Genomic DNA, 22,493 nt, shown 5'->3' with positions numbered 1-22,493 from the left:
CGGCCGGGGTCACAGCCGGGCGATGCCGAAGGTGTTGGGGCGAAGGGTTCTGCGCTCGGCCTCGGCGCACAGATCCAGGCACAAGGCGAGGATGCGGCGGGTGTCGCGCGGGTCGATCACGCCGTCGTCCCACAAGCGTGCGGTGCCGAAGAGCACGTTCGATTCCTTGTCGATGCGCTGGCGCAGTTGATCGCTCATGGCCTTGAGCGCATCGGGGTTCGGCGTGTGGCCTTCGCGCACCAGCTTGGCGGCGCTCACCATCTCCATCACCTGGGCGGCCTGGGCACCACCCATCACCGCGGTGCGGGCGCTGGGCCAGCTGAAGATGAAGCGTGGGTCGAAACCTCGGCCGCACATGCCGTAGTTGCCCGCACCGAACGAGCCGCCCAACACGAGGGTGAGCTTGGGCACGCGGGCGTTGGCAACAGCCTGGATCATCTTGCTGCCGTGCTTGATGGCGCCAGCCCGCTCGGCATCGCGGCCCACCATGTAGCCGGTGGTGTTCTGCAGGAACAGCAGCGGCGTGCCGCTCTGGTCGCACAGCTGGATGAACTGGGCCGCCTTGGTCGAGCCGGTGGGCTGGATGGGGCCGTTGTTGCCGACGATGCCGATGCGGTGGCCGCCCAGCCGCGCGTGGCCGCAGACGGTGTCGGTTGAGTAGGGCGCCTTGAATTCGAGGAACTCGGAAGCGTCCACCAGGCGGGCGATGATCTCGCGCACGTCGTAGGGCTCGCGGTCGTCGGCAGGCACCACGCCCATCAGCTCGTCCACGGGGTACAGCGGCTCGGGCGAGGCCTGGGCGGCGGGAACGTCGTCCCACGGCAAGGCGGCGAGCAGCTCACGCGTCAGCGCGATCGCGTGGGCGTCGTTCTCGGCGAGGTACTCGCCCAGGCCGGTGACTTCGGCATGGGTGCTCGATCCGCCCAGCTCTTCATCGGTGGCGTCTTCGCCGATGGCGGCTTTCACCAATGGGGGGCCGGCGAGGTAGATGCTCGACCGGCCGCGCACCAGCACCACGTAGTCGGCCAGGCCAGGCAGGTAGGCGCCGCCGGCCGTAGAGGAACCGTGCACCACCGCCACCTGCGGGATGCCCGCGGCCGACAGCCGCGCCTGGTTGGCGAAGCTGCGGCCCCCCTCGACGAACATCTCGCTCTGGTACATCAGGTTGGCGCCGCCCGATTCAACCAGGTAGATCAGCGGCAGCTTGTTCTCGCGCGCGATCTCCTGCGCCCGCAGGGCCTTCTTCAGCCCCATCGGTGGGACCGTGCCGCCCTTGATGGCGGAATCACTGGCCGAGACGAGCACCCGGCGGCCGCCGACGACACCGATGCCGACGATCGAGCCGCCCCCCATGACGGACTTCTTGCCGTCGTCGTCGTGCATGCCCAGTCCGGCCAGCGGTGAGAGTTCGAGGAACGGCGTGCCGCGATCCAGAAGGCGCGCCACACGCTCTCGCGGCAGCAACTGGCCGCGCTTGTCGAACTTGTCCACGCGCGCCGCCGATTCGGCCACCACCTGGGCCTGCAGTGCCTGTACCTGCGCCAGGCGCTCTTGCATGCGGGCACAGTTCGCCGCGAAGCCGGGGCCGCGGCGATCCAACCGGCTGTCGATCGCCGTCACTTCAACACCTCGGGCGTCACCGCGCGGTGGAAGCCGTTGTAGGGCACGGACCCGGCGTGGTCGATGTTCGGGTAGATGGCGCTTCCGAGCGAGGCGCCGCCGTCGATCTGCACCGTGATGCCGGTGATGAACGACGCCCCGGGCGAGAGCAGGAAGACGATGGTCGAGGCCACCTCGGCTTCGGTGGCGAGGCGGCGCAGCGGCACATGGTTCTTCAGCTTCGGGATCATCGCCTTGACCGCCCCGCCGTAGGTGTCCATGCCGCTGCTGGCCACCCAGCCCGGCGCGACCGCGTTCACCCGCACCTGCGCATGCGCCCACTCGTAGGCCGCCGTCTGGGTCAGGTTGGCCATGCCGGCCCGGGCGGCGCCGGAGTGCGCCATGCCGGGCATTCCGTTGCGGAAGTCGGCCGTCATGTTGACGATGGCGCCGCCGTGCTGCTGCATGCTCTGCAGGAACACCTCGCGCATCATCAGGAAGCCGCCGGTCAGGTTGTTGGCCACCACCGCGTCGAAGCCGCGCTTGCTGATGGCCAGCATCGGGGCAGGGAATTGGCCGCCAGCGTTGTTCACCAGCCCGGCGATCGGCCCTGCCTTGGCCACGATGCCGACCTGGGTTTTGACAGCCTCTTCATCGCGGATGTCGAATGCCAAGTGCTCGCATTGGCCGCCGTCTTCGGCAATTTCGGCGGCCACGCGCTGGAGCTTGTCCTCGGAGCGGCCGCTGATGATCACTTTCGCCCCCAGCGAGGCCAACTCGTGCGCCACGCAGCGGCCGATGCCCGAGCCGCCGCCAGTCACCCAGATGCGCCGGCCCTCGAACAGGCCGGGACGGAACACGCTGTCGTATCGGGCCGCAGGCATGCAGCTGTCTCCTTGTGATCTGGATCTGGGCTGCGAGGGTAACGTTAACGTCACCCTGATGGCTAATAGGGAATTACGCTAGTACCCACGGCAGCGCCGCCGCCTAAAGTGCGGCCCAACTCAAACAGGAGACCGTCATGGATCTGAATGCCGTCACCAAATCACTGCGCGAACGTGTGGGCAGCGACAGCGGCCTGGGCACCACGCTGAAGTTCGACATGGGCAGCGAAGGCGTGGTGATGATTGACGGCGCCAGCACGCCGAACGCCGTGACCAACGATGATGGCGAAGCGGCTTGCACCATCGGCCTGACTTTGGACACCTTGAGCCGGATGATTCTGCGCGAGCTGGAGCCGACCACGGCCTTCATGATGGGCAAGCTCAAGGTCAGTGGCGACATGAGTGTCGCGATGCGCCTGCAACACCTGCTCTGACGCCCGCGCGATCGCCATGGCCAAGCTGGACGAGGCGACGGTGCTGTCGCCGCAGGATGCGGTGGCGGCTCACCGCGACGAGACCACGAGCGACTTGTTCGGCATCACCGAGCTGTGCCGTGAATTCGGCATCTCGCTGCGGGCGATCCGTTTCTATGAAGACAAGGGCTTGCTTCATCCGCGGCGCGTCAACGGCACGCGGGTGTACACCCGGCGTGACCGGGCGCGGCTGGCGCTCATCCTGCGGGCGAAGGCGATCGGCTCATCGCTGGCAGAGATCAAGCACTACCTGGATCTGTACGGCTCGCACGGCGAAGGGCGCGTTCAGCAGATGCGCTACGTGCTGTCGCGCACCGACCATGCGATTGCCGAACTGCAGCAGAAGCGCGATCACATCGATGCGACGCTGGCCGAGCTGAAGGTCATCAATGACGCGGTTCGGAAGGGCCTGGCGGATCGACGTTGATGTCGATTCCAGGTTCGATCGTGCCAGCCCGTCCGCATGAACTGGAGGCAAGATGAAGACGGCGGCCACGCCGCGTCGCAGGTGATCTGCGCGTCGCCTGCCAACGCCTGGCAGGTGCCGCCGTCGTTCACGGCGTGTTTACTTGGAAACGCCGATCAGCTCGAAGTCCTGGTCACCAGGCATCTGACCCACGCAGTCCTTGATCGGGGTCCAGTCGGTGCAACCCAGGCCGTAGCCATCACCGGGGTTCTGAATGACCGCCCTGTTGCCGGAGAAGCCCTTCGATGCATTCCACATCCACACGGTGCCGGGCTCCTTCGTCTTGCCTTGCACCGACAACCAATAGTGGCCCGCCTTCAGCTTCACCGGCGAAGACAGCTTGACCGAGAAGGTGCCTTCGACGTTCTTGGCGAGCGGTGCCGCCAGCAACTCGGCGACGACCTTGCCCGGCTTGCCGTTCTGGTCCTTGAAGAAGGTGAGGTTGGCGCTGGCCAGCTCACCGCCGGCCGACCCCATGCCGCCATAAGCGTGGATTTCCGTGATCTTCCACGTGGCCCCTTCTGGCACCGTGAAGTCGTCCGCGATGCGGATGTCCATCTCGTCGTATTGGCTGTCCCAGTCGGTGGACACCACGCCTGCCAACCACTGGCCGGTGTGGCCGAAAAGAACTTCCTTCGCCATCGGCGACGGTGCCATCGTTTCGATGCTCGGGTCCGCCGCAGAACGGGCTCGCATCAGCTCGGGTGCCGCCATCGTGGCACCTGTTGCGGCCAGGCAAACGGCCGCGGTCAATACGCGAAGTTGAAACAAGTTTTTCAAGATATTCTCCACTTGGTTTATATGTTCGAGCCCGACCCGCGGAATGCGGGCCTGGCAGGGCTTCGAACGAATTGCCAGCGGTGATCCTCGCGAGCAACACATGCATGTGTCCAGTACCTTTGTGCACTGTGCGAATTCGCCGTTTCAAGGCAATGGGTGCGCCGCTCGCGGCACCTTCTGAAGCGCCCGCATCGCACCTCTCCTGATGACCTGAACCACCATGCGCGACTCATCTCACGACCACGGCGACACCGAAGACGGCGACCTGGGCTTTACCTGGCAGCGCATAAAAAATGGCGACGTGCGGGTGCTGCACCATGGGCGCCTGGCCAGTACCCTGCGCGGGCGCGATGCCGAAGACTTTCTTTCCGAGTCCGAGGGTGCCGATGCCGTGGCGCTGCAGCAGACCATGGCCCGGATCACCGGCAACTACAAGCATGGCAATGAGCGCACCGCTGCCTCACATCCTCGCAATCGACGCTGAACTCACTTCACTCCTCTGACATGACCGACGCCTTCATCTACGACCATGTGCGCACGCCGCGTGGCAAGGGCAAGAAAGATGGCAGCCTTCACCAGGCCAGCCCGGTGTGGCTGCTGCGAGGCTTGCTGCAGGCCCTGGCGCATCGCAATCGGCTGGACACCGCACTCGTCGACGACGTGGTGCTGGGCTGTGTGACGCCGGTGGGCGAGCAAGGCGCCGACATCGCGCGCACCGCCGTGCTCGATGCGGAATGGGCGCAGACGGTGGCTGGCGTGACCTTGAGCCGCTTCTGCGCTTCGGGCCTGGAGGCCGTGAACCTCGCCGCCGCCAAGGTGCTGAGCGGCATGGAAGACATGGTCGTTGCGGGGGGCGTCGAAAGCATGAGCCGGTGGCCGATGGGCAGCGACGGCGGCGCCTGGGTGATGGACCCGCGTGTCAACCAGCACCTGGGCTTCGTGCCACAGGGCATCGGGGCCGATCTGATAGCCACGATCGAAGGCTGGGGTCGCGCCGATGTCGATGCCTTCGCGGTGCGTTCGCACCAGCGCGCCGCGGTGGCGCGCCAGAAGGGCTACTTCAAGAAGTCGATCGTGCCGGTGTCCGACATCGCGGGCCTGCCCCTGCTGGCAGAAGACGAGACCATCCGCGCCGGTACCACGCTGGATGGGCTGGCGAAGCTGCAACCCAGCTTCGCGATGATGGGCCAGATGGGCTTCGATGCCACCGCGCTGCGCAAGTACACGACGGTCGAGCGCATCGATCATGTTCACCATGCCGGCAACTCGTCCGGCATCGTGGACGGGGCCGCGCTGATGCTGATCGGATCGGCCGAGGCCGGTCAGCGTGCCGGGCTGCGGGCGCGGGCCCGCATCCGCAGCATGGCGGTGATCGGCTCCGAGCCCACCATCATGCTCACCGGCCCGGCGCCTGCCTGCCAGAAGGCGCTGCGCAAGGCGGGCATGCAGGCCGCTGACATCGACCTGTGGGAGATCAACGAGGCTTTCGCATCGGTGCCACTGAAGTGCGCCCGCGAGCTGCAGATCGACCTGGAGCGGGTCAATGTCAACGGCGGCGCCATCGCCCTGGGGCACCCGCTGGGCGCCACCGGCTGCATCATCCTCGGCACGATGCTCGATGAGCTGGAGCGCCGCCAGCTCAGCACCGGCTGCGCCACCTTGTGCGTGGGCGGCGGCATGGGCATCGCCACCATCATCGAGCGCTGCGCATGAGCACCGCGCCGGGCCACGCTGGTGCACCAGCGGGCCGGACTCTCGGAGAAGACAGAACGTGAGCGCAATCAAGATTGACCAAGGCGCCGATGGCGTCGTGTTGGCCACGATGGACCTGGCCGGCAAGCCGATGAACGTGATCGATGCCGAGATGGCCGGCGCACTCGCCGCGCTGGTGGAGGCACTGGAAAGCAATGCATCGATCACCGGCCTGATCCTCGCCTCGGGCAAGAAGGACTTTTTCGCAGGTGCCGACGTCGACCAGCTTTGGGCGCTGGAGACGGCCGAGCAGGGGTTCGAGGCCTCGATGCATTTCAAGTCGTGGCTGCGCCGGCTGGAGCAGGCCGGCAAGCCGGTTGTCGCCGCAATCCATGGCCGCTGCCTGGGCGGTGGCTTGGAGATCGCCATGGCCTGCCACCACCGCATCGTGCTCGACGATGGCAAGGCTTGCCTGGGCCTGCCTGAGGTGAAGCTCGGCCTTCTGCCCGGGGGTGGTGGCACCCAGCGCTTGCCGCGCTTGGTGGGCATGCAGCAGGCGCTGCAGTGGATGGGTGAGGGCACCGAGGTGCGTGCCGCGCAGGCCCTGAGCAGCGGCCTGGTGCAGGCCCTGGCCAAGACGCCCGAGGACATGCTGGCCCAAGCTCGCGCCTGGATCGCAGCCCATCCGAAACCGCAGCAGCCGTGGGATGCGCCCAAGTTCTGCTACCCCGGGGGCGATTCGCGCTCGCCGGCCACCGCCCAGCTGATGGCCATCGCGCCTTCGATGGCCAGTGCCAAGAGCTGGGGCAACTACCCGGCCATCACGCACATCATGAGCAGCGTGTTCGAAGGCGGGTTGGTCGATTTCGACACGGCCTTGCAGATCGAGAGCCGCTACTTCGCCGCATGCGTGGTGAGCCCGGAAAGCCGCAACCTCATCGGCACGCTCTGGTACCAGCTCAATGCGATCAAGAAGGGCGCATCGCGGCCCCAGGGTGTGCCAGTCTCGAAGGTGAACAAGCTCGGCATCCTGGGCGCCGGGATGATGGGCGCGGGCATCGCCTATGTGGCCGCCAAGGCGGGCGTGGAGGTCGTGCTGCTGGACACCACCCAAGCCCTGGCCGACAAGGGAAAGGCCTACAGCCAGGGCGTTCTCGACAAGGCCGTCAAGAAGGGCTACCGCTCGCCGGAGCAGCGCGAGGCCCAACTGGCGCGCATCCAGGCCACCACAGACTACGCCGCACTCGCCGATTGCCAGTTGGTGATCGAGGCGGTGTTCGAAGACCGCGAGGTGAAAGCCCAGGTCACCCAGCTGGCCGAAGCGCAGTTGGCGGCCGATGCGGTGTTCGCCTCCAACACCTCCACGCTGCCGATCACCGGCCTGGCCAAGGCGAGCGCCCGGCCCGACCGCTTCATCGGCCTGCACTTCTTCTCGCCGGTCGACAAGATGCCGTTGGTCGAGATCATCGTGGGCGAGCAGACCAGCGATGAGACGCTGGCCAAGGGGTTCGACTTCGTTCAGCAGATCGGCCAGACGCCGATCGTCGTCAACGACAGCCGGGGCTTCTACACCAGCCGGGTTTTTGCCACCTATGTGATGGAAGGGTTGGCCATGCTGAAAGAGGGGGTTCACCCCCGCAGCATCGAGGTGGCGGGCCTGCAGGCCGGCATGCCGATGCCGCCGTTGGCGCTGCAAGACGAGGTCAGCCTGTCGCTCGGCGTGCATGTGGCCGACCAGACCCGAAAGGACATGGCCGCGGCGGGCCAGCGCTACGAGGCACACCCGGGTGAGCCGGTGCTGAGGCAGATGTGCGAGATGGGCCGCATCGGCAAGAAGGCGGGCCGGGGCTTCTACGACTGGCCGGAAGACGGCCAAGGCGAGAAGCGGCTGTGGCCTGGCCTTCAGGATCTGTTCCCGCTGGCCGATGAGCAGCCGGATCAACAGGAGATCATCGAGCGTCTGCTCTACGCGCAGGCCAACGAAGCCGCGCGCTGCCTGGAAGAGGGCGTGCTGCGTTCGGTGGCCGATGGCAACGTGGGCTCCATCCTGGGCTGGGGCTTTGCCCCGTTCTTCGGTGGCGCGCTGCAGTTCATCAACACCATCGGTCCGGCGCACTTCGTGCAGCGCTCGCGCCAGCTGGCGCAGGCCCATGGCAAACGCTTCAAGCCCGCGGCCAACATCGTTGATCTGGCGCGGCGCGGCATCTTCTTTGATCAGGGCGGGGCGTAGAGGCCGGCCCGGCCACGGGCATTGCTGGACCATCGTGATGTGGGGACGGTAGGCCGTCGGGTGCCGATTGGGTTGCGATGGTCGGGCGGGATGTCGTCTACAGCACGTACCATCCTCCGATGGCAACGAGCATGTCCATCCCCTACGGCGCGCAAAAGCACGGCCTGATCTGTGGCTACACGTTCACTGCCGACGGAGTGGGCCAGCCGCTGGACTCGGCGGAGGCGACCCAGCAATTCGGCGCCACGGAAACCCGAAGCGGCACGGCCGAATTCACTTGGCTTCACTTCGACTTGACGGACGCGTCTGCGCTGCCATGGATGCAGCAGAACCTGCAGCTGCCCGAAGAGTACTTTGAGGCACTTCGCCAAGGCTCCCGGTCGACCCGCATCGAAATCGCGGACGATCACTTGATCGCCGTGGTCAACGATGTGGCGTACGACTTCAGCTTCGATCCGTCCGACATCGCCACGCTGTGGGTGAGTGTCAGCGATCGACTCGTCGTCAGCGCACGCACGCACCCGCTGAGGTCGATCGACCGACTTCGTCAGGCGGTCAAACGGGGCGATCGATTCGGCTCGACGGTCGATCTGCTCAATCACCTGATGCGCGACCAGGGCGACGTGCTGACGCGCATCGTCCGCGAGGCCACCGTGAGGGTGGACTCCATCGAAGACCGCCTGCTGTCGGGGCGGCTGGCGCAGCAGCGTTCGGAACTGGGCAAGATCCGCCGATTGCTGGTCAGGCTTCAGCGTCTGTTGGCACCCGAGCCTGGCGCCCTGTTCCGCTTGCTGCGTCAGCCGCCGCCGTGGACGGAGGCCCACGACTTGGATGAACTCCGGCAATCGACCGAGGAGTTTTCGCTGGTCTTGAGGGATCTGGCCGCCTTGCAGGAGCGCATCAAGTTGCTGCAGGAAGAAATCGCCGCCCAGGTGAGCGAGCAAACGAATCGCAGCCTCTTCACGCTGACCATGGTGACCGTTCTGGCGCTGCCCATCAACATCACCGCCGGCTTCTTCGGGATGAACGTCGGCGGCATCCCGCTGTCCGATGCACCGCATGGCTTTTTGGTGATCTTGGTGCTGGTGGCGCTGTTCACCGCGGTGGCGGGGTGGTGGGCCTTCCGGCGCCGTCGGGAGTGATGCCGACACGCGAGCCAGGCGGCCCTTCCAGGGCCGCTACGCGCGGCAGGGTGTCGCCATCCAGCGTGCATCAGGGGCTCGCGGCTCCGTCCACCTGGAACGAACCCACGAGCTCGTGCATCCGATCGGATTGATCCCTCAGCGATTCAGCTGCGGCGGCGGATTGCTCGACAAGGGCCGCGTTCTGCTGGGTGAGCGTGTCCAGTGTTGCGAGTGATGCCTTGACCTGATCCAGGTCGGTCTGTTGACGCTCGGTGATCTGGGCCACTTCGGCCATCTTGGTGGTGGCGACCCTGATGCGCCGCTCAATGTCCTGCATCGATTGCCCCGCGCGGCTCGCGAGGCGGCTGCCTTCGTCGATCCGCTCGACCGAAGAGCCGATGAGGGCCTTGATTTCTTTCGCGGCCTGGGCCGAGCGTTGCGCCAAGCCTCTGACTTCCGTGGCGACGACGGCGAACCCGCGGCCATGCTCGCCAGCGCGGGCTGCCTCGACCGCGGCATTCAAAGCGAGCAGATTCGTCTGGAATGCGATACCGTCGATGACCGTCGTGATCTCGGCAATGCGTTGGGAGCTGGCCTGGATATCGCGCATGGTGGCCACCACGTGGGTGACGACGCGTTCGCCGTCCGAGGCCGCCTGGGCTGCCCCCAGCACGAGGCCGTTCGCCTCAGTCGCCACCCCGGCGCTGAAACGTGCGGCTTCGGTGCAGCGCGCCATGTCGCCGCTGGTGGCCTGCAGGCTGGACGCGGTGCTTTCGGTGCGCTGGCTGAGATCACTGTTGCCCGATGCAATTTCTGCCGACGCATGCGTGATGTGGGCCGATGTCGCGTGAATCTGCGTCACCAAGGCGCGCAGGCGCGTCTGCATTTGATCGACGGAGCCGAGGATGCGACCGAACTCGTCGCCCCTGTCTGCCGGGATGGGGCACGTCAGATCACCTTGGGCGATGCGCTCGGTCGCCTGGACGACCTGCATGACCGGACTGACGATGTGGCGGATCGTTCGCCACAACAACAGGCCAATACCAGCCCACCCGACGATGAGGGCGAGTGCGATGGTGCCGGTGCGCCACCGGAGGGCGTCACGCCGGCTTTCGAGGTCAAGTCGAACCAGGTTCATGGCTTGGTCCGACAGGTTCGACTGAAGCCGCGACGCTTCGGCCAGTGTCTTGCTCATCTGGTCGAGCGGGTAGTTCACGTCCGACGCGGCGGCGGCCAGCATCGATTCGACCTTGTCCCGCTGCGCAGCGAGTTGGGCGAGTACCGGCGTCAGCTGGTCGGTGAGGGCGACATCCGCTCCCATCGCCAACGTCAGGTAGCGTCGCATGTCGTCTGCGCCAGAGCGATAGCGCGATGCAGCACCCGACACCAGGGCGATGTCGTCGACCGCCACGGCGGCGGCCACAGAGCTGAGTTCAGACAGCGCATCACCCACTCGGGGCGCGGCATCGGTGCCCGCCCGGATCAGGTAGAAAGATGCGGTGTGGTTGTCGTTCGCCAGCCCGGTCGATGCGCTGAGCGACTCGATCTGGTCGAAGATGCGGCCCGCCACCTGCGCATGCCCGACCAGCAACTGGCCGGCCGTCGCCTTCCGGCCCTCCGATGGAGTCAGCTTTCTGAACTCGCCGACCAAGAGGGCGAGGTCCTCGTTGGGCAGATTCTGCTGTTCATGGCGCGCGTGAAGTACGTCGACGGCTGCAGCCCAGCGTTCCGCGGCCCGCACGCGCCGCGGCCGCGCGTCGGCGTTGACGTTCGAGGCCGTAGCTTCCAGCCGATGGTCTTGAAGGGCATTGAGGGCCACCTGCCAGTGGCGCTGAAGGTCCAGCGCGTTGCGTTCACGGGTCACCCGCTCCATGCGATCGAACGTATCGGCCACCACGAAGGCGGTGGGGACCGCCGCCAGCAAGAAGCAAAGCCCTGCCATGACGAGGAGTCGATGACGAACACTCATGGTGCGTGGGGTGTGGTGACCGGACATGGCATACCTGACGAGGGACCGAGACGGAGGTTGCATGGCTGGCGTGTCCTGCGGGCATGCGCCGACATCTCAGCTCGCCTCAGTATCGGAATGGCCCGGAACCGGTTTCAGCTGGAATGGAGGGCGATTCGAGGCGTTGTTGACAGCTGCAATGTCACAAAACTGTCGCAATTCGCGGCGGGGCATCGAGGACATCGGGGCCGCGACCGCAGAACCCTTCACGCGACAGCATCGGGCGACGCCAACCCACAGGGCCAGGGCGTGTTCACACGGCGCATCAGGGCGCCGTAGAGTGAACAGGCCCTAAGAAGTTGGCGTCCATGAGATGAGGCCCCGATTGACCATGGTGGCCAAGGCGGAGTGGTCGACCCCCATGTCGCGCGCCGCGTCGCTCAGATCTCGCAGTGTCTTTCGACCGTCCAGCAGTTGGAGGAACTGCCGATGCGAACGGGGAATGAGCATGCCCGCGCTGAGCGCGGTGCTGGCCAGCTTGGTTGGGCGAAGCACGACATCCATGTGCATGAGATTTCTCCTGCGGAGGTGTCGATGGGAGCGTTCACGCGACGCCACGACCATCGTTGGGCAGCCCCGCTGACTTTGCGCCGTGGCGCCTGAGTCCGGTGGCTTTGCGTCCCCGCCTTCCGACGGGTTTGCCATTTCGCTCGATGCGGCTTCACTTGTAGAAGCATCGCGGATGCTTTCAGGCCAACAAGACAGGCGTGTGACAAGCGGGTTGTCGTGCCCCAAGGTGTGTCGCAGTGCCTGCGATGGATCGACGCCGTTCCCCGATGGCCGGTGGCGATTGCGGTCACGTCGCCTCCATGGCGTTCAGCGGGGGGGCCGCATCGTCGGTGCCGATGGCTTGGTCTCGGTGTCACTGGGGCTTCATCGCGGCCGCCTATGGTGTTGCCAGGGCACCAAGGGGGCGGCAGCATGGCGGCAACGACGATTTCACTGACGGGGCCGGATCAGTGGGCAGGCGCGCAGCACGCAGCGCCAAAGAGCGTGCCGGCCGGGTACCACGATCGGGTGGCGCTGTACTTCGTGGCCTCCCCGTTGCAGTACCTGGCTGCGCTTGAGATTGCCGAGTCTTTCGAGGTGGGGGCCCGGCAGGTCCTCGTGTGGTACCAGCCAGGCATTCAGTCGATTGTTCGCGACGCCCATTGGGATGCTTCGATGTACATGCCCTGGCCTCGGCATCGCCCAATGCCAGGGCCCTTTGGGCGCCTGCGTCGGCTGCGCGACAACATCCGCCAAGTGGCCGCCACGGTGGGCGCCGCTCGGGAACTGCATATCCACAGTGCCGTGTTCGACACCGAAGCCATCAACTACTTCCTCAACGCCTTGCCTGCTTTGACGGGGGCGGAGGTGACACGCGGCCGGATATTGCCGGATGGCTTGATCAATGTGATGCGGTATCCCCTGTCGCCTGGCAAGCAGGCAGCGATGCGAATGCGTTCGCTGCGGCAATTGATAGCGCCAGAGCTTCGCTACAGCCGATTCAGCGGCGATCGGATCGGCAGCGAGGCGCCGTTCTGCGACCGGATCTATGTGCTGCCTGGCCTGCCGCATGACTACCCGGCGCACAAGGTGGTGACACTGCGTCCCCCGCCCATGGCCGCCGGCCGATCGACCTTGCCGTGCCGCCCATCAGAGAACAGACCGAAGCGGGCGCTGGTGGTGGGACAACCGCTGGTGGGCGCCGGTCTTCTGGCCGCGAGCGACTTGCCCAAGGTGTCTCAGACGCTGCGCCAGTGGTTGCATGCCAGCGGCATCGATGAGGTGATCTACAAGGCGCATCCCAAGGACCAGCATCGGGAACTGTCGATGCTCGGCGATCAGGTGGTGGAGCTGGATGTGCCGCTGGAATCGTGGCTTCCGGGAGAGCATTTCGACGCCGTCGTCGGCGTTCGATCGACGGTGCTGGTGTTGGCGCGCCAGATGTACGGCGCCCAGACGACGGTTCGCTCGTTCGGCTGGAACTGCGTCCGGTTCAAATCGCATGAGGAACGCGTTGCGATGTATCGCGCGTTCGTGGCTGCGGGAGTCGAGATAGATGGCGAACACTGAGGCGTGTCAGACCAGACTGCCGGTGGTGTGCATGGCCGTGGGCGAGATGGGCGGTCTTGCCGATCTCTATGTCACGCGTCTGCACGCCATGCTGGCGCGCCACTGTCCCGTGCCGCTTCGGCTCTATTGCTATACCGACCGGCCGCGCGCCTTGGATCACTCGATCGAACAGCGTCGTTGCGACGGGTGGAATGAGTTGCGCAGAGACGGCATGCGCCCCACGACGCTGAAGCTGGGTCTCTTCAATCCCGACTATGTGGAGTTCGATCGATTTCTCTATCTCGACCTGACGCTGGTCATACGGGCGGGGATGTCTCACCTTCTCGCCGAGGCCGCAGGAACGTCGCACTCTTTGATCGCCGTCCGGGATTGGCACCACGAAGGGCTCAATTCCAGCGTGATGGGGATTCGTCGCGGCGCACTCACCGCGATCTATGAATCGTTCGCACGGGGGGAACACTACCCGCAGCGTGTACCGGGCGACCAGGACTTCATCAATGCAGCTGCCGCCGCCCACGGCCTGGCCGCGCAGCTTGGCACGTTTTCTTCCGGCACGGTCGAAAGCTTCAAAAGGCTGATGCGGCTTGCACGCCGTCGCCCGCTTGAAGCCCGCCGGGCGCTGCAGGCGAGCACCGTGGTGAAGTTCCACGGTGCTCCGCGGGTGCACGACCTGTTTGATCCCTGGCGGTATGGCTTCAGGGTTCGACTCAAAGAGCTGGCCCATGGCCGCTGGAGCCCCGCGCTGCCGGTGAACGATCTTCGCGAGGCTTGGTTGGTCGGTGCGGAGCCAGGGGTCAGTCGCTTGTGCAGACCCAGTTCTGCGCTCGCTCTACGTCGCCCGTTCCTGCGTACCGGGCCACCTGCGGGTACGGGCACAGTGGGCGCGTGCGATCAGCCGCCCAGTTGGCCGGCACATCCGCATTGACGCCGCCGAGGTTGCCGGGGCCGCGCGCGCTGGCCACGAGCGACTGCGGGGCGATGCCCTGTTCCACCCACGCCACCAGCGGTGAGAGGAAATCGACCTGGTCGGTTGATGGGCCGCCGGCGCAATGGCCCATGCCTGGGATGGGGTAGAGCCGCGCGACATCCGAAGGCTTGCCGGCGCTGTGGCGCAGCAGGCCGCGGTACCAGGTCACGGTGTCCTTCACCGAGAAGATCGGGTCGCTGACCCCGTGGTAGACGATGACCTTGCCGCCGCGGCGGTGCACGTCCGACAGATCGTCATCGGCCGGCGGTGTCATGAACGACATCGCTGACTCGCCGTAGGTGTCGTTGGTGGCGTTGAGCTCGGCGAGCGTTTGGTCGATATCCAGCCCGAGCGAGAAGCCTGGGCCGTCGGTGAGCGCGTCGGTGCTCGGGGGTACCTTGAAGATGACACCGACCGCACCGGAATCGAGCGCCAGCGGAGCGGTGAATTCCCAGAAGGCGGTGCCGCTGCCGCCGATGCCTGCGTCGTAGGGGAAGGGCGCGTAGAAGCGCTCGCCGCTGGAGGTGGTGGCACCGCGCGAGATCGAGGCGATCACGGCCTTCTGATCACGTGTCAGACACGTGCCGTCGCGATCGCCGCGGCAGGTGGGCACGTCGCGGTTGAGCTTGAAGGCGCGTTGGCAGGCTCGGGTGTCCTGCACGAGGCCGTCGGTCGCTCCGTCCAGGGCGTCGCAGCGGGCCAGCACGGCGTTGGCCAGCATCGTCCGCTCGGTGGCGGTGAAGGCCGTTTCCAGCCCGGCCGGGGTTTTGGGGTCCCCGGTGGCCACGGTGGCATAGCGCTGGGCACCCCAGATGTTCGCCAGTGCCGCCAGCGGCAGGTGATAGCCCGGCGCTCCGGCAAGGAAGCCGTCGTAATCGGCTGCGTAGCGTGCTGCCGCGACCAAGGTGTGCCGGCCGCCGTTGGAGCACCCACCGAAGTACGACCGGTCGGGCCCCTTGTCGTAGGCCGCGGTCAACAATTGCTTGGCCATGGGGGTGAGGCTGCCGACGGCCTGGTAGCCGTAGTCCAACCGCGCCTGTGGGTCCAGGCCGAACGCCGGGCCCCCTTGCGCCAGCGTGTGTCCAGCATCTGACGACAGCACCGCGAAGCCTTGCATCAAGGCACTGGTCAGGGGCCCGCCGCCCGAGGCGCCCATGGCCGTGAGCACCTGGCCGTCGATGCCACCGTTGCCCTGGTGGAAGAAGCGGCCGCTCCAGGCCTTGGGCAGGCGCATCTCGAAGCCGATGGCGTAGGTCTTGCCATCCACCGGGCTGACGCGCGTGTTCATCTGCCCGGTCACGCGGCAGTGTTCGGCGATGGGCTGGCCAGCCAGCGTGAGCACGCCGGCGGCCACGGTGGTGCTGCCGGTGATCACCGTGTTCGGCAGGCCGCCGAGCTTGGAGGGCAGGTCTTCACAGCTGCCAAGCAGTGTCGCGGGTTCGGCGGGCTGGGCGGCTGCCGATGCGGCGGGTGCACCGCCCAGCAGGGCGGCCCAGCCCAGCGCGGCGATACTGGCAGCCGCCAGCGGGTGGGGTCGTGGATGGCTCATCTTGTCTCCTCGCTTTTCACCCGGTCTGGACGTGGCGGTGGTGCCGCGGCCTCCTGGCTTATTAGTTATTGTATTTATCTAAATTTTGGTCGTCTCTGGGGAATTTACCCCCTGTAAAAAACTACATATGAATCAGCCATTGAATCAGTTGTGGCTGTTGAGGGCAGCACATGGGCCGTACCGCCAACCCTGATCGAACGCCCCAGGGCGACCTGATCGACCTTGATTTGCACCCGATCCTGGGCTACCAGGTGGCGCAGGCGGCGGTGGTGACGCACGCCGTGTTCAAGCGGCGGGTGGGTGACCCCGAGGGGGTGAGCAAGGTCGAGTTCTGCATGCTGGCGCTGATCCGCCGCAACCCCGACGTCAGCGCGAAGCAGCTCGCTCAAGCGCTCGCGGTCACGGCGCCGAACGTGGCGATGTCACTGGAGAAGCTGGAAGCCCGGGGGTGGATCTCACGCTCGCGCGGCACGCGCGATGCGCGCGTCCAGCATGTGCGCCTCACCGAGCTGGGCGACGAGATCGTGCAGCGCTGCTCGGCGGCCCTGCGAGAGGGCGAGCGCGAGGCGGTGAAGACGCTCAGCCCCGCCGAGTGGGCGATGCTGACCGAGTTGCTTCACAAGCTGGCCTGCTCACGCTGAGCGCGGCCCGGGTTCAGGGGGCCGCGGCGGCGCCCTGAAGCATCTCGTGCACGTCGTGCACCATGAGCGACAGGAAGGCCAGCAGCAGCACGTAGTAGGCACCGTACTCCCACTTGGTGCGGCCAGGCACCTTGTAGTACGTGGCGGCTTCGATGCTGTTGCTGCGGTAGGTGATGGCCTTCCACACCTGCGGCGCAGCCAGCACCGCCATCAGGATCAGCATCGGGCTGGGCCGGTAGTAGAACAAGCCCACCAGCACCGGCACGCCCAGCAGCCAGATGCGAGGCGACAGCACCGCGGTGATCCGCCCGCCGTCGAAGGGCGACAGGGGGATCAGGTTAAAGAGGTTGAGGAAGAAGCCTGCGTAGGCCACGGCGAGCAGCCATTGGCTGCCTTCATTGCGCGCCAGCACGTAGCAAGCGATGGCGCCGATCGTGCCCAGCAAGGGGCCGCCCAGGCCCACATAGGCCTCGGTCTCCGCATCGTGCGGCAGATCTTTCAGCTGCACCCAGGCCCCCACAAAAGGGATGAAGGTGGGCCAGCCCACGTTCAGCCCGCGGCGCCGTGCGGCGATGTAATGACCCATCTCGTGGATGAACATCATCGCCACGAAGCCGGCGGCATAGCGCCAGCCGAACATCAGCGCATAGGCGCCCACCGACAGCAACATCGTGCCGCCGGTGGTCAGCAGCTTGCCCAACTTGGCGCCAGACAACAACAGCAGCAGGATCTTCAGCACGGCAGGCTCCGGGGGTCAGGTCGCGCCGTTGTTGCGGCGGAACAGCTTCATGGCCGTCGCGCCCAGGCCGGCCAGCGCCAGCAGGATCAGCTTGGCGAATTTGGCAAAGAACAGGCCGATACCCGCCAGCAAGCCCAGCTTCTTGGCGCCCACACCCAGCACCAACGCGGCGAGACCGTACTCGGCGACGTGGTCGGTCTTTTCGTCGAAGTCCTGGTAGCGCTGGCCTTCCTTGAAGCTCAGCGCCGCCAGCATGGCATGGCCTTCGGGTTTGTGCGCCGGAAGGTCTTTCAGGCCGGTGACGAGGTTCATGCTGAAGTAGCCCTCGCGGCCCAGCAGGTAGGTGTTGTAGTTGACACCTTGGTCATCGTCGTTGGCAGCACCTTTTTCACGCGTGGACATCGCCCAAACCAGGCGGTGCGTGGCCGCGTCGTAGGCCGGCTTTTCGGCCCAGCCGATGATCTCGAGCGCTGGGGCGCCGAGCTTCACCCGTTCTTCATTCGAGGCTTCGGTGCCTTCCTTGAAGCTGTCGAGCATGTCGTCGGCGTCCCACTCCTTGGCATCGTCGTCCTTGATGTGGCCGGATTCTTCGTAGCGCACCGTCATGAACCAGCCTTGGGTGTCGCCTTGGGGAAAGACGAGGCCCTGCAGGCGCGGGTCACTGCCGGGGTTGCCCATGGCCTGCAGCAGGCGGGTGGCATGGGGCTGCGGGATGAACACGCGGCCCTCGGGCAGCTTGAGCAGGGCCTTGTCCAGCAGCGGAATATCGGCGGGGCCGGCCTGCGAGGCCTTGGCGGCCTCTGTCCACACTTGTTGCGGATCGGGCTGGGGTGGCGGTGCGTCGTCTGCCGAGGCAGCCACCGGCGCGATGAGCGCCAACAAACAGGCCGTGCGAATGGCCCAGGGGCGCACGAAAGAATGGAACATCACGGGTCCCTCCCTTGATGAATGGCCGATGTGGCCGTGGTGTCGAGTGGGCGCGGCCCCTCGATGTGACTTCTGGCGGCGCCCCTCGAAATGACTTCTGCCGGGGGCTCTTGCCCAGATTTGGACGTAACCGACCATTGTAGGTGGGCGGCTGTCGCACGGGGGTTCGGGCCGCAGGCTGCGGTATCGTGCCGATTGCGATGAACCGCGACGAAGTTTCCAAGCCGGCCGACTCAGGCTCGGCCGTCTCCCGAGCCGCCGGCGCCGACCGATTCGAACGGCTCGATGCCCTGCGCGGCGTGGCCATCGTCTGGATGGCGGTGTTTCACTTCTGTTTCGATCTCAATTACTTCGGCTATTTCGACCCCAGGCAGCGCTTCCAGTTCGACCCCTTCTGGACGGTGCAGCGTACCTGCATCGTCACGCTGTTCCTTCTGTGCGCCGGCATGGGCCAGGCGCTGGCGATCGACGCCGGCCAGAGTGCGCGGCGCTTCTGGCGGCGCTGGGCGCAGGTGGCCGGATGTGCGGTGCTGGTATCCGCAGGCTCGGCCATCATGTTCCCCAAGAGCTGGATCAGCTTTGGCGTGCTGCATGGCATCGCGGTGATGCTGCTGATCGTGCGTTGGGGTGCACCACGTGGGTTGGCGCGGGGGGCGAGGGGCTATGCAGCCCTGCTCGCCGTGGCATTGGCGGCGCTGCTGTTGCCCAGGCTGGTGCAGCACCCGTGGTTCGACAGCCGCTGGACGGCCTGGGTGGGCCTGGTCACCCGCCTGCCGCGCACCGAAGACTTCGTGCCGGTGCTGCCCTGGCTCGGTGTGATGCTCGGCGGCGTGGTTCTCGGGCACGCACTGCTGCGTCATCGCCGGCATTGGCTGGCCGGTACCGTGCCGACGGCGGTGCGGCCCTTGGCGGTGCTCGGGACGTGGTCGCTCAGCTTCTACATGCTGCACCAGCCCGTGCTGATCGGCGGCATCCGGGCCTGGCGGTGGTGGACCACCGGTCAGTTCTGAACGCTCGCCGCTGAAGCGCAGGCACGGGCCGCCGGGCCATCCGTTGCTTCGTCAGATCGCTTCGTCGCGGTAGACGAGGTGCAGCGCGCCGTTGGCCGCGTGGATGCGTTCGTTGCCGATCATCAGCGCGGCGGAATGGGCATCACGCAGATGGCGCGTCACGCTGTAAGGGCTGTCGTTGCGGTAGCCAGTGGTGCCGGTGATGCGCAGGGCTTGGGTGCAGATGTCGGCCACCAGTTCGCTGGCCATCAGCTTCAGGTGATTGAGCTGGATGGTGCAGGCCACCGAGCTGAGCTCCTCCGCGCCACCATCCGGCCGGGCGCACATCTCGTCGTAGCGGCGCGCCCATTCGCGCACCTGCACCCGCATCAACTGCAGCGTGGCGGAGGCCTGCGACAAGCGCGGCGCCGTCGGCGGTGTGTTGCCGAGCTTCTTGCCGGTGTCGCGCACGAACGCCCTGGCGCGGGTGACGGCGTCGGTCGCGATGCCGAGCCAAGCCGAGCTCCACAGGATGTGGGCCCAAGGCACCATGGTGTGGGCGTTGATGTCGGCAAACGGCGCGGGAACGATCTGCTCGGCGTCGAAGTGCGCATCGATGGTGTAGCCGGGGCTGCAGGTGCCGCGCATGCCCATGGCATCCCATGTGCCCAGCAACTCCATCTGGCATTGGCTCTTGCGGGCCAGCACCATGGCTTGATCGTGGGCCACCGATTCGGCGTTGCGCCGCACGGTGATGAGCAGGTCGTCGGCATCGTCACCGTAGCTCACGACCGTGCCTTCCTTGCGCACGTGGCACCGGCCGTCGGCCGCTTGATCGATCGGGCAGATGCTGGTGCGCACCGAGCCGCCTACACCTTGTTCGCTGGTGACCGAGGCGATCAGCCGTTGGCGCTCGACCGCCTCGGCGAGATAGTCGTGAAAGAAGGGCGTGCTGCCGTGCCGCACCAGGCAGGCCACCTGCACCTGGTGCATCGCGAAGACCATGGCGGACGAGGCGCAGCGCTGGCCGAGGGCCTCGCACATCAGCCCCAGCTCGGCGATGCCCGAGCCGAACCCGCCGAAACGCTCGGGCACGTGGGCAGAGAGCATGCGGGCCGCCTTCAGTGCCTCGATCGTCTCGCGAGGGAAGCGGCCATCGCGGTCGACGGCCACGGCCGCAGGGCCTGCCACGTCGCGAGCGATGCGGCGCGCGGTGTCGACGCGGGCCTGGGAAGCGGCGTCGAGGCCGGTGGGGGCGGGCTTGAGGGTGGGGGCGTTCATGGCGCGTATGGCGGGAGAGTGTGGCGGGTGAAGATGACGTGCCCGCCATGCTCGCGGCCCCCACCGGCGCCGCCTTTGACCTGCCACAAGAACGACGCGTGACCCCCCACGCTTGAGGGGCTCGGCGCCACGGGTTATCAGCGCAGGGCGGTGCGGCGCTTGAGCTCGCCACCCGGGCCGTTGTGGCAGTCGTAGCAGGTCACCTCTTGGGCCACCTGGTAGTGCACCTGCTTGTCCTCGGCGCGGATATCACGCGCCGCCCGCGTCACCGCCAACGGGCTGCCGCGGAAATCGGCGCCGTGGCAATAGGCGCAGGCCTGGCGGTTCTTTTCGGCATAGTCGCCGTGCTTGTTCACCCAGGCTTGGCCGATGGTGTGCAGCCCATGCGGCCCACCCGTGGCGGTGGTGGCCAGGTTGGTGTGGCAGGAGGTGCACTCGGCGATGGTGCCCACATGCCCCTGCGTTTCGATCGACTGCACGTTGTCCGCGTCGTGCGAGCTGGTGTATTCGGCATGCGTGGCGCCATGGCAGGCCTCGCACTGCAGGCCGCCGTGGCCCTTGCTGAAACGGTAGAGGTTGAAGCCGGCCGAAGGCACATTCGGGTTCGTGGCAAATCGCGTGTCGGCGGGCTGCTTGACCTGGCCCTTCTTGTTGACGGCGGTGAGATCGCGCAGCCCATCGTGGTGGCAAGCCTGGCAGGTGGGCTGTTGCAGCCAGCCGGTGCGCTTGGCGGAGCCCACCTTGCTCATCGTGGAATGGCAGCTCTGGCATTGGATGGCCGCGGTGCCATCGGGCAGCGTGGCGTTGCCCATCACGCCGCGCAGGCACTTCGTTTCCGAGCCGGGGTGGCACATGTAGCAGGCGCCGCGGTCTTTCTCGCTGTCCAGAGGCAGGCCGGTGTTCGGGTTGATGACCTTCGCATGCAAGGTGTGTTCGGCGGTGGTCAGCGGGGTGATGCCGGTCTGGCCCGTGCCCGGCAGGGCGTTGGACGAGTGGCATGCGGCGCAGAGGATCGGGTGGCCCCCATCGGCGGTGGCGAGCAGGCCGGCCTTGTCGTAGCCCGCGGTCTTCAGCGCCTTTTTGTACTTGGACGCGCTGAGGTGTTGGTCGTCGTGCAGCGCAAGGATGTTGCGGCGGTAGTCCATCTCTGGCCCGCGGGCATCGTTGACCCATCCGTGCACCGGCGGCCGGGCCGCCTCTTGCGAGCCGCTGGCGTGGCAGGCGATGCAGGTCATCTCATCGGACACCGGCAGCACCACGTGGCCCTCGGCCAGCGATTGGCCCGAGGCATCGCGCGCCACCACCTTCACCATCGGGTAGGAGTTCTTCTTCTTTTGGTCGTCCCACGGGGTGATGGGAATGCCCACCGCCTCGAACATCGAAGAGGTGCTCTGGTAGCCCATCGTCTGCGGCGTCAGGCTTGCCGTGCGCCAGCCACCCAGCCCCATGTCCGCCGGCAGATCGGCTCCGTACAGCGGCAGCGCGTATTTCCAGAAGTTGGTCTTGTCCGACGAATGGGTGTTGAGCGACCCGTTCAGATCAGGTGTGGCCTCGAAGGTGACGGTGACGCCGCTCGTCACCAGCTTGTTGCGGCCCGCATCCACGACCTGGGCATGCAGGTTGTTGAACGGCGGCAGGATCGAGAACACCGAGTAGTCCGAGTCCATGCAGTGCATGCCCAGATCGTTCCATCCCAGCACCTTGTACGGCGCGCCGGTCGCGGGGGCCCCCGCCAACAGCAGGCCGATCAACCCCAGGCAGGGGGCCAAGGTGCGAAGGCGTCGAATCATGGAGAGTCTCCTGCGGCGGCGAGATTGACGGACATCAAGACAAGGCCTCACAGAGACCAGGGCCATCCTGTGCTGGTTGAAATGTGCTGTCAACACATTTATTGAAACAGGCCCTCGGCCTCAGGGCCTGGCCCCGTTCCACCGCTGGCGCACAGCCTCCTGGGGCGTGTTCACACGACGGAGCCCCGATGCGTTGCCACCAGAACCGGTCGAGCGCAAGGCGTAAAACGAAGCCGGGGTGCGGCCCCGGCGAGGCTTTGCAACGCCGCGGGCGGCTGGTTCTGGTGGCAACCCTT

The 22,493-nt window shown here is 66.4% G+C and carries 19 protein-coding genes and 1 riboswitch; of the genes, 9 read left to right on the top strand and 10 right to left on the bottom strand.

All coding sequences use genetic code 11. From position 1 onward, the window contains the following. Nucleotides 1–9 precede the first annotated feature (9 nt). On the bottom strand, nucleotides 10–1,620 hold the full coding sequence (locus AACH06_RS24625; RefSeq protein WP_341428447.1) for an acyl-CoA carboxylase subunit beta: 1,611 nt from the start codon (nucleotides 1,618–1,620) through the stop codon (nucleotides 10–12). After that, nucleotides 1,617–2,483, bottom strand: coding sequence for an SDR family oxidoreductase (locus AACH06_RS24620; RefSeq protein WP_341428446.1), 867 nt, complete (start codon nucleotides 2,481–2,483; stop codon nucleotides 1,617–1,619). The genes AACH06_RS24625 and AACH06_RS24620 overlap by 4 nt, the downstream gene beginning before the upstream one ends. A 137-nt stretch (nucleotides 2,484–2,620) precedes the next feature. Here AACH06_RS24620 and AACH06_RS24615 point away from each other — a divergent pair, with 137 nt between their 5' ends. Together AACH06_RS24615 and AACH06_RS24610 are read left to right on the top strand one after the other, a co-directional pair. After that, on the top strand, nucleotides 2,621–2,917 hold the full coding sequence (locus AACH06_RS24615) for an SCP2 sterol-binding domain-containing protein (RefSeq protein WP_341428445.1): 297 nt from the start codon (nucleotides 2,621–2,623) through the stop codon (nucleotides 2,915–2,917). Nucleotides 2,918–2,933: 16 nt separating this feature from the next. Further along, nucleotides 2,934–3,383: a MerR family transcriptional regulator gene (locus AACH06_RS24610; protein ID WP_341428444.1), complete on the top strand. Its 450-nt coding sequence runs from the start codon at nucleotides 2,934–2,936 to the stop codon at nucleotides 3,381–3,383. A gap of 138 nt (nucleotides 3,384–3,521) precedes the next feature. Here AACH06_RS24610 and AACH06_RS24605 read toward each other — a convergent pair whose 3' ends face one another. Further along, on the bottom strand, nucleotides 3,522–4,202 hold the full coding sequence (locus AACH06_RS24605; protein WP_341428443.1) for a choice-of-anchor R domain-containing protein: 681 nt from the start codon (nucleotides 4,200–4,202) through the stop codon (nucleotides 3,522–3,524). A gap of 220 nt (nucleotides 4,203–4,422) precedes the next feature. Between AACH06_RS24605 and AACH06_RS24600 the strand changes: the two genes are divergently transcribed. The 4 genes from AACH06_RS24600 to AACH06_RS24585 all read left to right on the top strand — a co-directional run bounded on the left by AACH06_RS24600 (nucleotide 4,423) and on the right by AACH06_RS24585 (nucleotide 9,266). Continuing rightward, entirely contained in the window at nucleotides 4,423–4,686 is a 264-nt protein-coding gene (locus AACH06_RS24600; RefSeq protein WP_341428442.1) for a hypothetical protein, read from the top strand. Between the two features lie 20 nt (nucleotides 4,687–4,706). Continuing rightward, complete coding sequence (locus AACH06_RS24595; RefSeq protein WP_341428441.1) at nucleotides 4,707–5,915, top strand: acetyl-CoA C-acetyltransferase; 1,209 nt, start codon at nucleotides 4,707–4,709, stop codon at nucleotides 5,913–5,915. Between the two features lie 109 nt (nucleotides 5,916–6,024). Then, nucleotides 6,025–8,124, top strand: a complete 2,100-nt coding sequence (locus tag AACH06_RS24590; RefSeq protein WP_423222081.1) for a 3-hydroxyacyl-CoA dehydrogenase NAD-binding domain-containing protein — start codon at nucleotides 6,025–6,027, stop codon at nucleotides 8,122–8,124. A 131-nt stretch (nucleotides 8,125–8,255) separates the two neighbouring features. Further along, complete coding sequence (locus AACH06_RS24585; protein WP_341428439.1) at nucleotides 8,256–9,266, top strand: transporter; 1,011 nt, start codon at nucleotides 8,256–8,258, stop codon at nucleotides 9,264–9,266. A gap of 70 nt (nucleotides 9,267–9,336) precedes the next feature. Here AACH06_RS24585 and AACH06_RS24580 read toward each other — a convergent pair whose 3' ends face one another. Together AACH06_RS24580 and AACH06_RS24575 are read right to left on the bottom strand one after the other, a co-directional pair. After that, nucleotides 9,337–11,217, bottom strand: coding sequence for a methyl-accepting chemotaxis protein (locus AACH06_RS24580; protein WP_341428438.1), 1,881 nt, complete (start codon nucleotides 11,215–11,217; stop codon nucleotides 9,337–9,339). Between the two features lie 330 nt (nucleotides 11,218–11,547). After that, complete coding sequence (locus AACH06_RS24575) at nucleotides 11,548–11,766, bottom strand: hypothetical protein (RefSeq protein WP_341428437.1); 219 nt, start codon at nucleotides 11,764–11,766, stop codon at nucleotides 11,548–11,550. Between the two features lie 56 nt (nucleotides 11,767–11,822). Continuing rightward, nucleotides 11,823–11,909: riboswitch (cyclic di-GMP riboswitch) on the bottom strand. 268 nt (nucleotides 11,910–12,177) lie between these two features. Here AACH06_RS24575 and AACH06_RS24570 point away from each other — a divergent pair. Beyond that, nucleotides 12,178–13,314 carry a polysialyltransferase family glycosyltransferase gene (locus AACH06_RS24570; protein ID WP_341428436.1) on the top strand — a complete coding sequence of 379 codons (1,137 nt, stop codon included), beginning with the start codon at nucleotides 12,178–12,180 and terminating at the stop codon, nucleotides 13,312–13,314. A 794-nt stretch (nucleotides 13,315–14,108) separates the two neighbouring features. On the opposite strand, the gene AACH06_RS24565 is transcribed toward AACH06_RS24570, so the two are convergent. After that, the gene (locus tag AACH06_RS24565) at nucleotides 14,109–15,830 is read right to left on the bottom strand and encodes a tannase/feruloyl esterase family alpha/beta hydrolase (protein ID WP_341428435.1); all 1,722 of its coding nucleotides are present in this window, start codon (nucleotides 15,828–15,830) and stop codon (nucleotides 14,109–14,111) included. 170 nt (nucleotides 15,831–16,000) lie between these two features. Here AACH06_RS24565 and AACH06_RS24560 point away from each other — a divergent pair, with 170 nt between their 5' ends. Then, entirely contained in the window at nucleotides 16,001–16,471 is a 471-nt protein-coding gene (locus tag AACH06_RS24560; RefSeq protein ID WP_341428434.1) for a MarR family winged helix-turn-helix transcriptional regulator, read from the top strand. A gap of 13 nt (nucleotides 16,472–16,484) precedes the next feature. On the opposite strand, the gene AACH06_RS24555 is transcribed toward AACH06_RS24560, so the two are convergent. Then, nucleotides 16,485–17,210: a site-2 protease family protein gene (locus AACH06_RS24555; protein WP_341428433.1), complete on the bottom strand. Its 726-nt coding sequence runs from the start codon at nucleotides 17,208–17,210 to the stop codon at nucleotides 16,485–16,487. 15 nt (nucleotides 17,211–17,225) lie between these two features. Continuing rightward, nucleotides 17,226–18,137 (bottom strand): DUF2167 domain-containing protein, encoded by a 912-nt coding sequence (locus AACH06_RS24550; protein WP_341428432.1) that lies wholly within the window; start codon nucleotides 18,135–18,137, stop codon nucleotides 17,226–17,228. A gap of 200 nt (nucleotides 18,138–18,337) precedes the next feature. Here AACH06_RS24550 and AACH06_RS24545 point away from each other — a divergent pair, with 200 nt between their 5' ends. Beyond that, on the top strand, nucleotides 18,338–19,147 hold the full coding sequence (locus tag AACH06_RS24545) for an acetyltransferase domain-containing protein (RefSeq protein WP_341428431.1): 810 nt from the start codon (nucleotides 18,338–18,340) through the stop codon (nucleotides 19,145–19,147). Nucleotides 19,148–19,198: 51 nt separating this feature from the next. On the opposite strand, the gene AACH06_RS24540 is transcribed toward AACH06_RS24545, so the two are convergent. Continuing rightward, nucleotides 19,199–20,407 (bottom strand): acyl-CoA dehydrogenase family protein, encoded by a 1,209-nt coding sequence (locus AACH06_RS24540; protein WP_341428430.1) that lies wholly within the window; start codon nucleotides 20,405–20,407, stop codon nucleotides 19,199–19,201. Between the two features lie 137 nt (nucleotides 20,408–20,544). Then, complete coding sequence (locus AACH06_RS24535; RefSeq protein ID WP_341428429.1) at nucleotides 20,545–22,197, bottom strand: multiheme c-type cytochrome; 1,653 nt, start codon at nucleotides 22,195–22,197, stop codon at nucleotides 20,545–20,547. Nucleotides 22,198–22,493 lie beyond the last annotated feature (296 nt).

The organism is Ideonella lacteola (genome assembly GCF_038066555.1).
GTDB classification, from domain to species: domain Bacteria; phylum Pseudomonadota; class Gammaproteobacteria; order Burkholderiales; family Burkholderiaceae_C; genus Ideonella; species Ideonella lacteola.
This window is presented reverse-complemented; position numbering and strand designations above follow the sequence as displayed.

Bases quoted from the DNA above. Each gene is read 5' to 3' on its own strand.
- AACH06_RS24620 (WP_341428446.1), bottom strand. From the start codon at position 2,483: ATGCCTGCGGCCCGATACGACAGCGTGTTCCGTCCCGGCCTGTTCGAG.
- AACH06_RS24615 (WP_341428445.1), top strand. From the start codon at position 2,621: ATGGATCTGAATGCCGTCACCAAATCACTGCGCGAACGTGTGGGCAGC.
- AACH06_RS24610 (WP_341428444.1), top strand. From the start codon at position 2,934: ATGGCCAAGCTGGACGAGGCGACGGTGCTGTCGCCGCAGGATGCGGTG.
- AACH06_RS24600 (WP_341428442.1), top strand. From the start codon at position 4,423: ATGCGCGACTCATCTCACGACCACGGCGACACCGAAGACGGCGACCTG.
- AACH06_RS24595 (WP_341428441.1), top strand. From the start codon at position 4,707: ATGACCGACGCCTTCATCTACGACCATGTGCGCACGCCGCGTGGCAAG.
- AACH06_RS24590 (WP_423222081.1), top strand. From the start codon at position 6,025: ATGGACCTGGCCGGCAAGCCGATGAACGTGATCGATGCCGAGATGGCC.
- AACH06_RS24585 (WP_341428439.1), top strand. From the start codon at position 8,256: ATGTCCATCCCCTACGGCGCGCAAAAGCACGGCCTGATCTGTGGCTAC.
- AACH06_RS24580 (WP_341428438.1), bottom strand. From the start codon at position 11,217: ATGAGTGTTCGTCATCGACTCCTCGTCATGGCAGGGCTTTGCTTCTTG.
- AACH06_RS24575 (WP_341428437.1), bottom strand. From the start codon at position 11,766: ATGCACATGGATGTCGTGCTTCGCCCAACCAAGCTGGCCAGCACCGCG.
- AACH06_RS24570 (WP_341428436.1), top strand. From the start codon at position 12,178: ATGGCGGCAACGACGATTTCACTGACGGGGCCGGATCAGTGGGCAGGC.
- AACH06_RS24565 (WP_341428435.1), bottom strand. From the start codon at position 15,830: ATGAGCCATCCACGACCCCACCCGCTGGCGGCTGCCAGTATCGCCGCG.
- AACH06_RS24560 (WP_341428434.1), top strand. From the start codon at position 16,001: ATGGGCCGTACCGCCAACCCTGATCGAACGCCCCAGGGCGACCTGATC.
- AACH06_RS24550 (WP_341428432.1), bottom strand. From the start codon at position 18,137: ATGTTCCATTCTTTCGTGCGCCCCTGGGCCATTCGCACGGCCTGTTTG.
- AACH06_RS24545 (WP_341428431.1), top strand. From the start codon at position 18,338: ATGAACCGCGACGAAGTTTCCAAGCCGGCCGACTCAGGCTCGGCCGTC.
- AACH06_RS24540 (WP_341428430.1), bottom strand. From the start codon at position 20,407: ATGAACGCCCCCACCCTCAAGCCCGCCCCCACCGGCCTCGACGCCGCT.
- AACH06_RS24535 (WP_341428429.1), bottom strand. From the start codon at position 22,197: ATGATTCGACGCCTTCGCACCTTGGCCCCCTGCCTGGGGTTGATCGGC.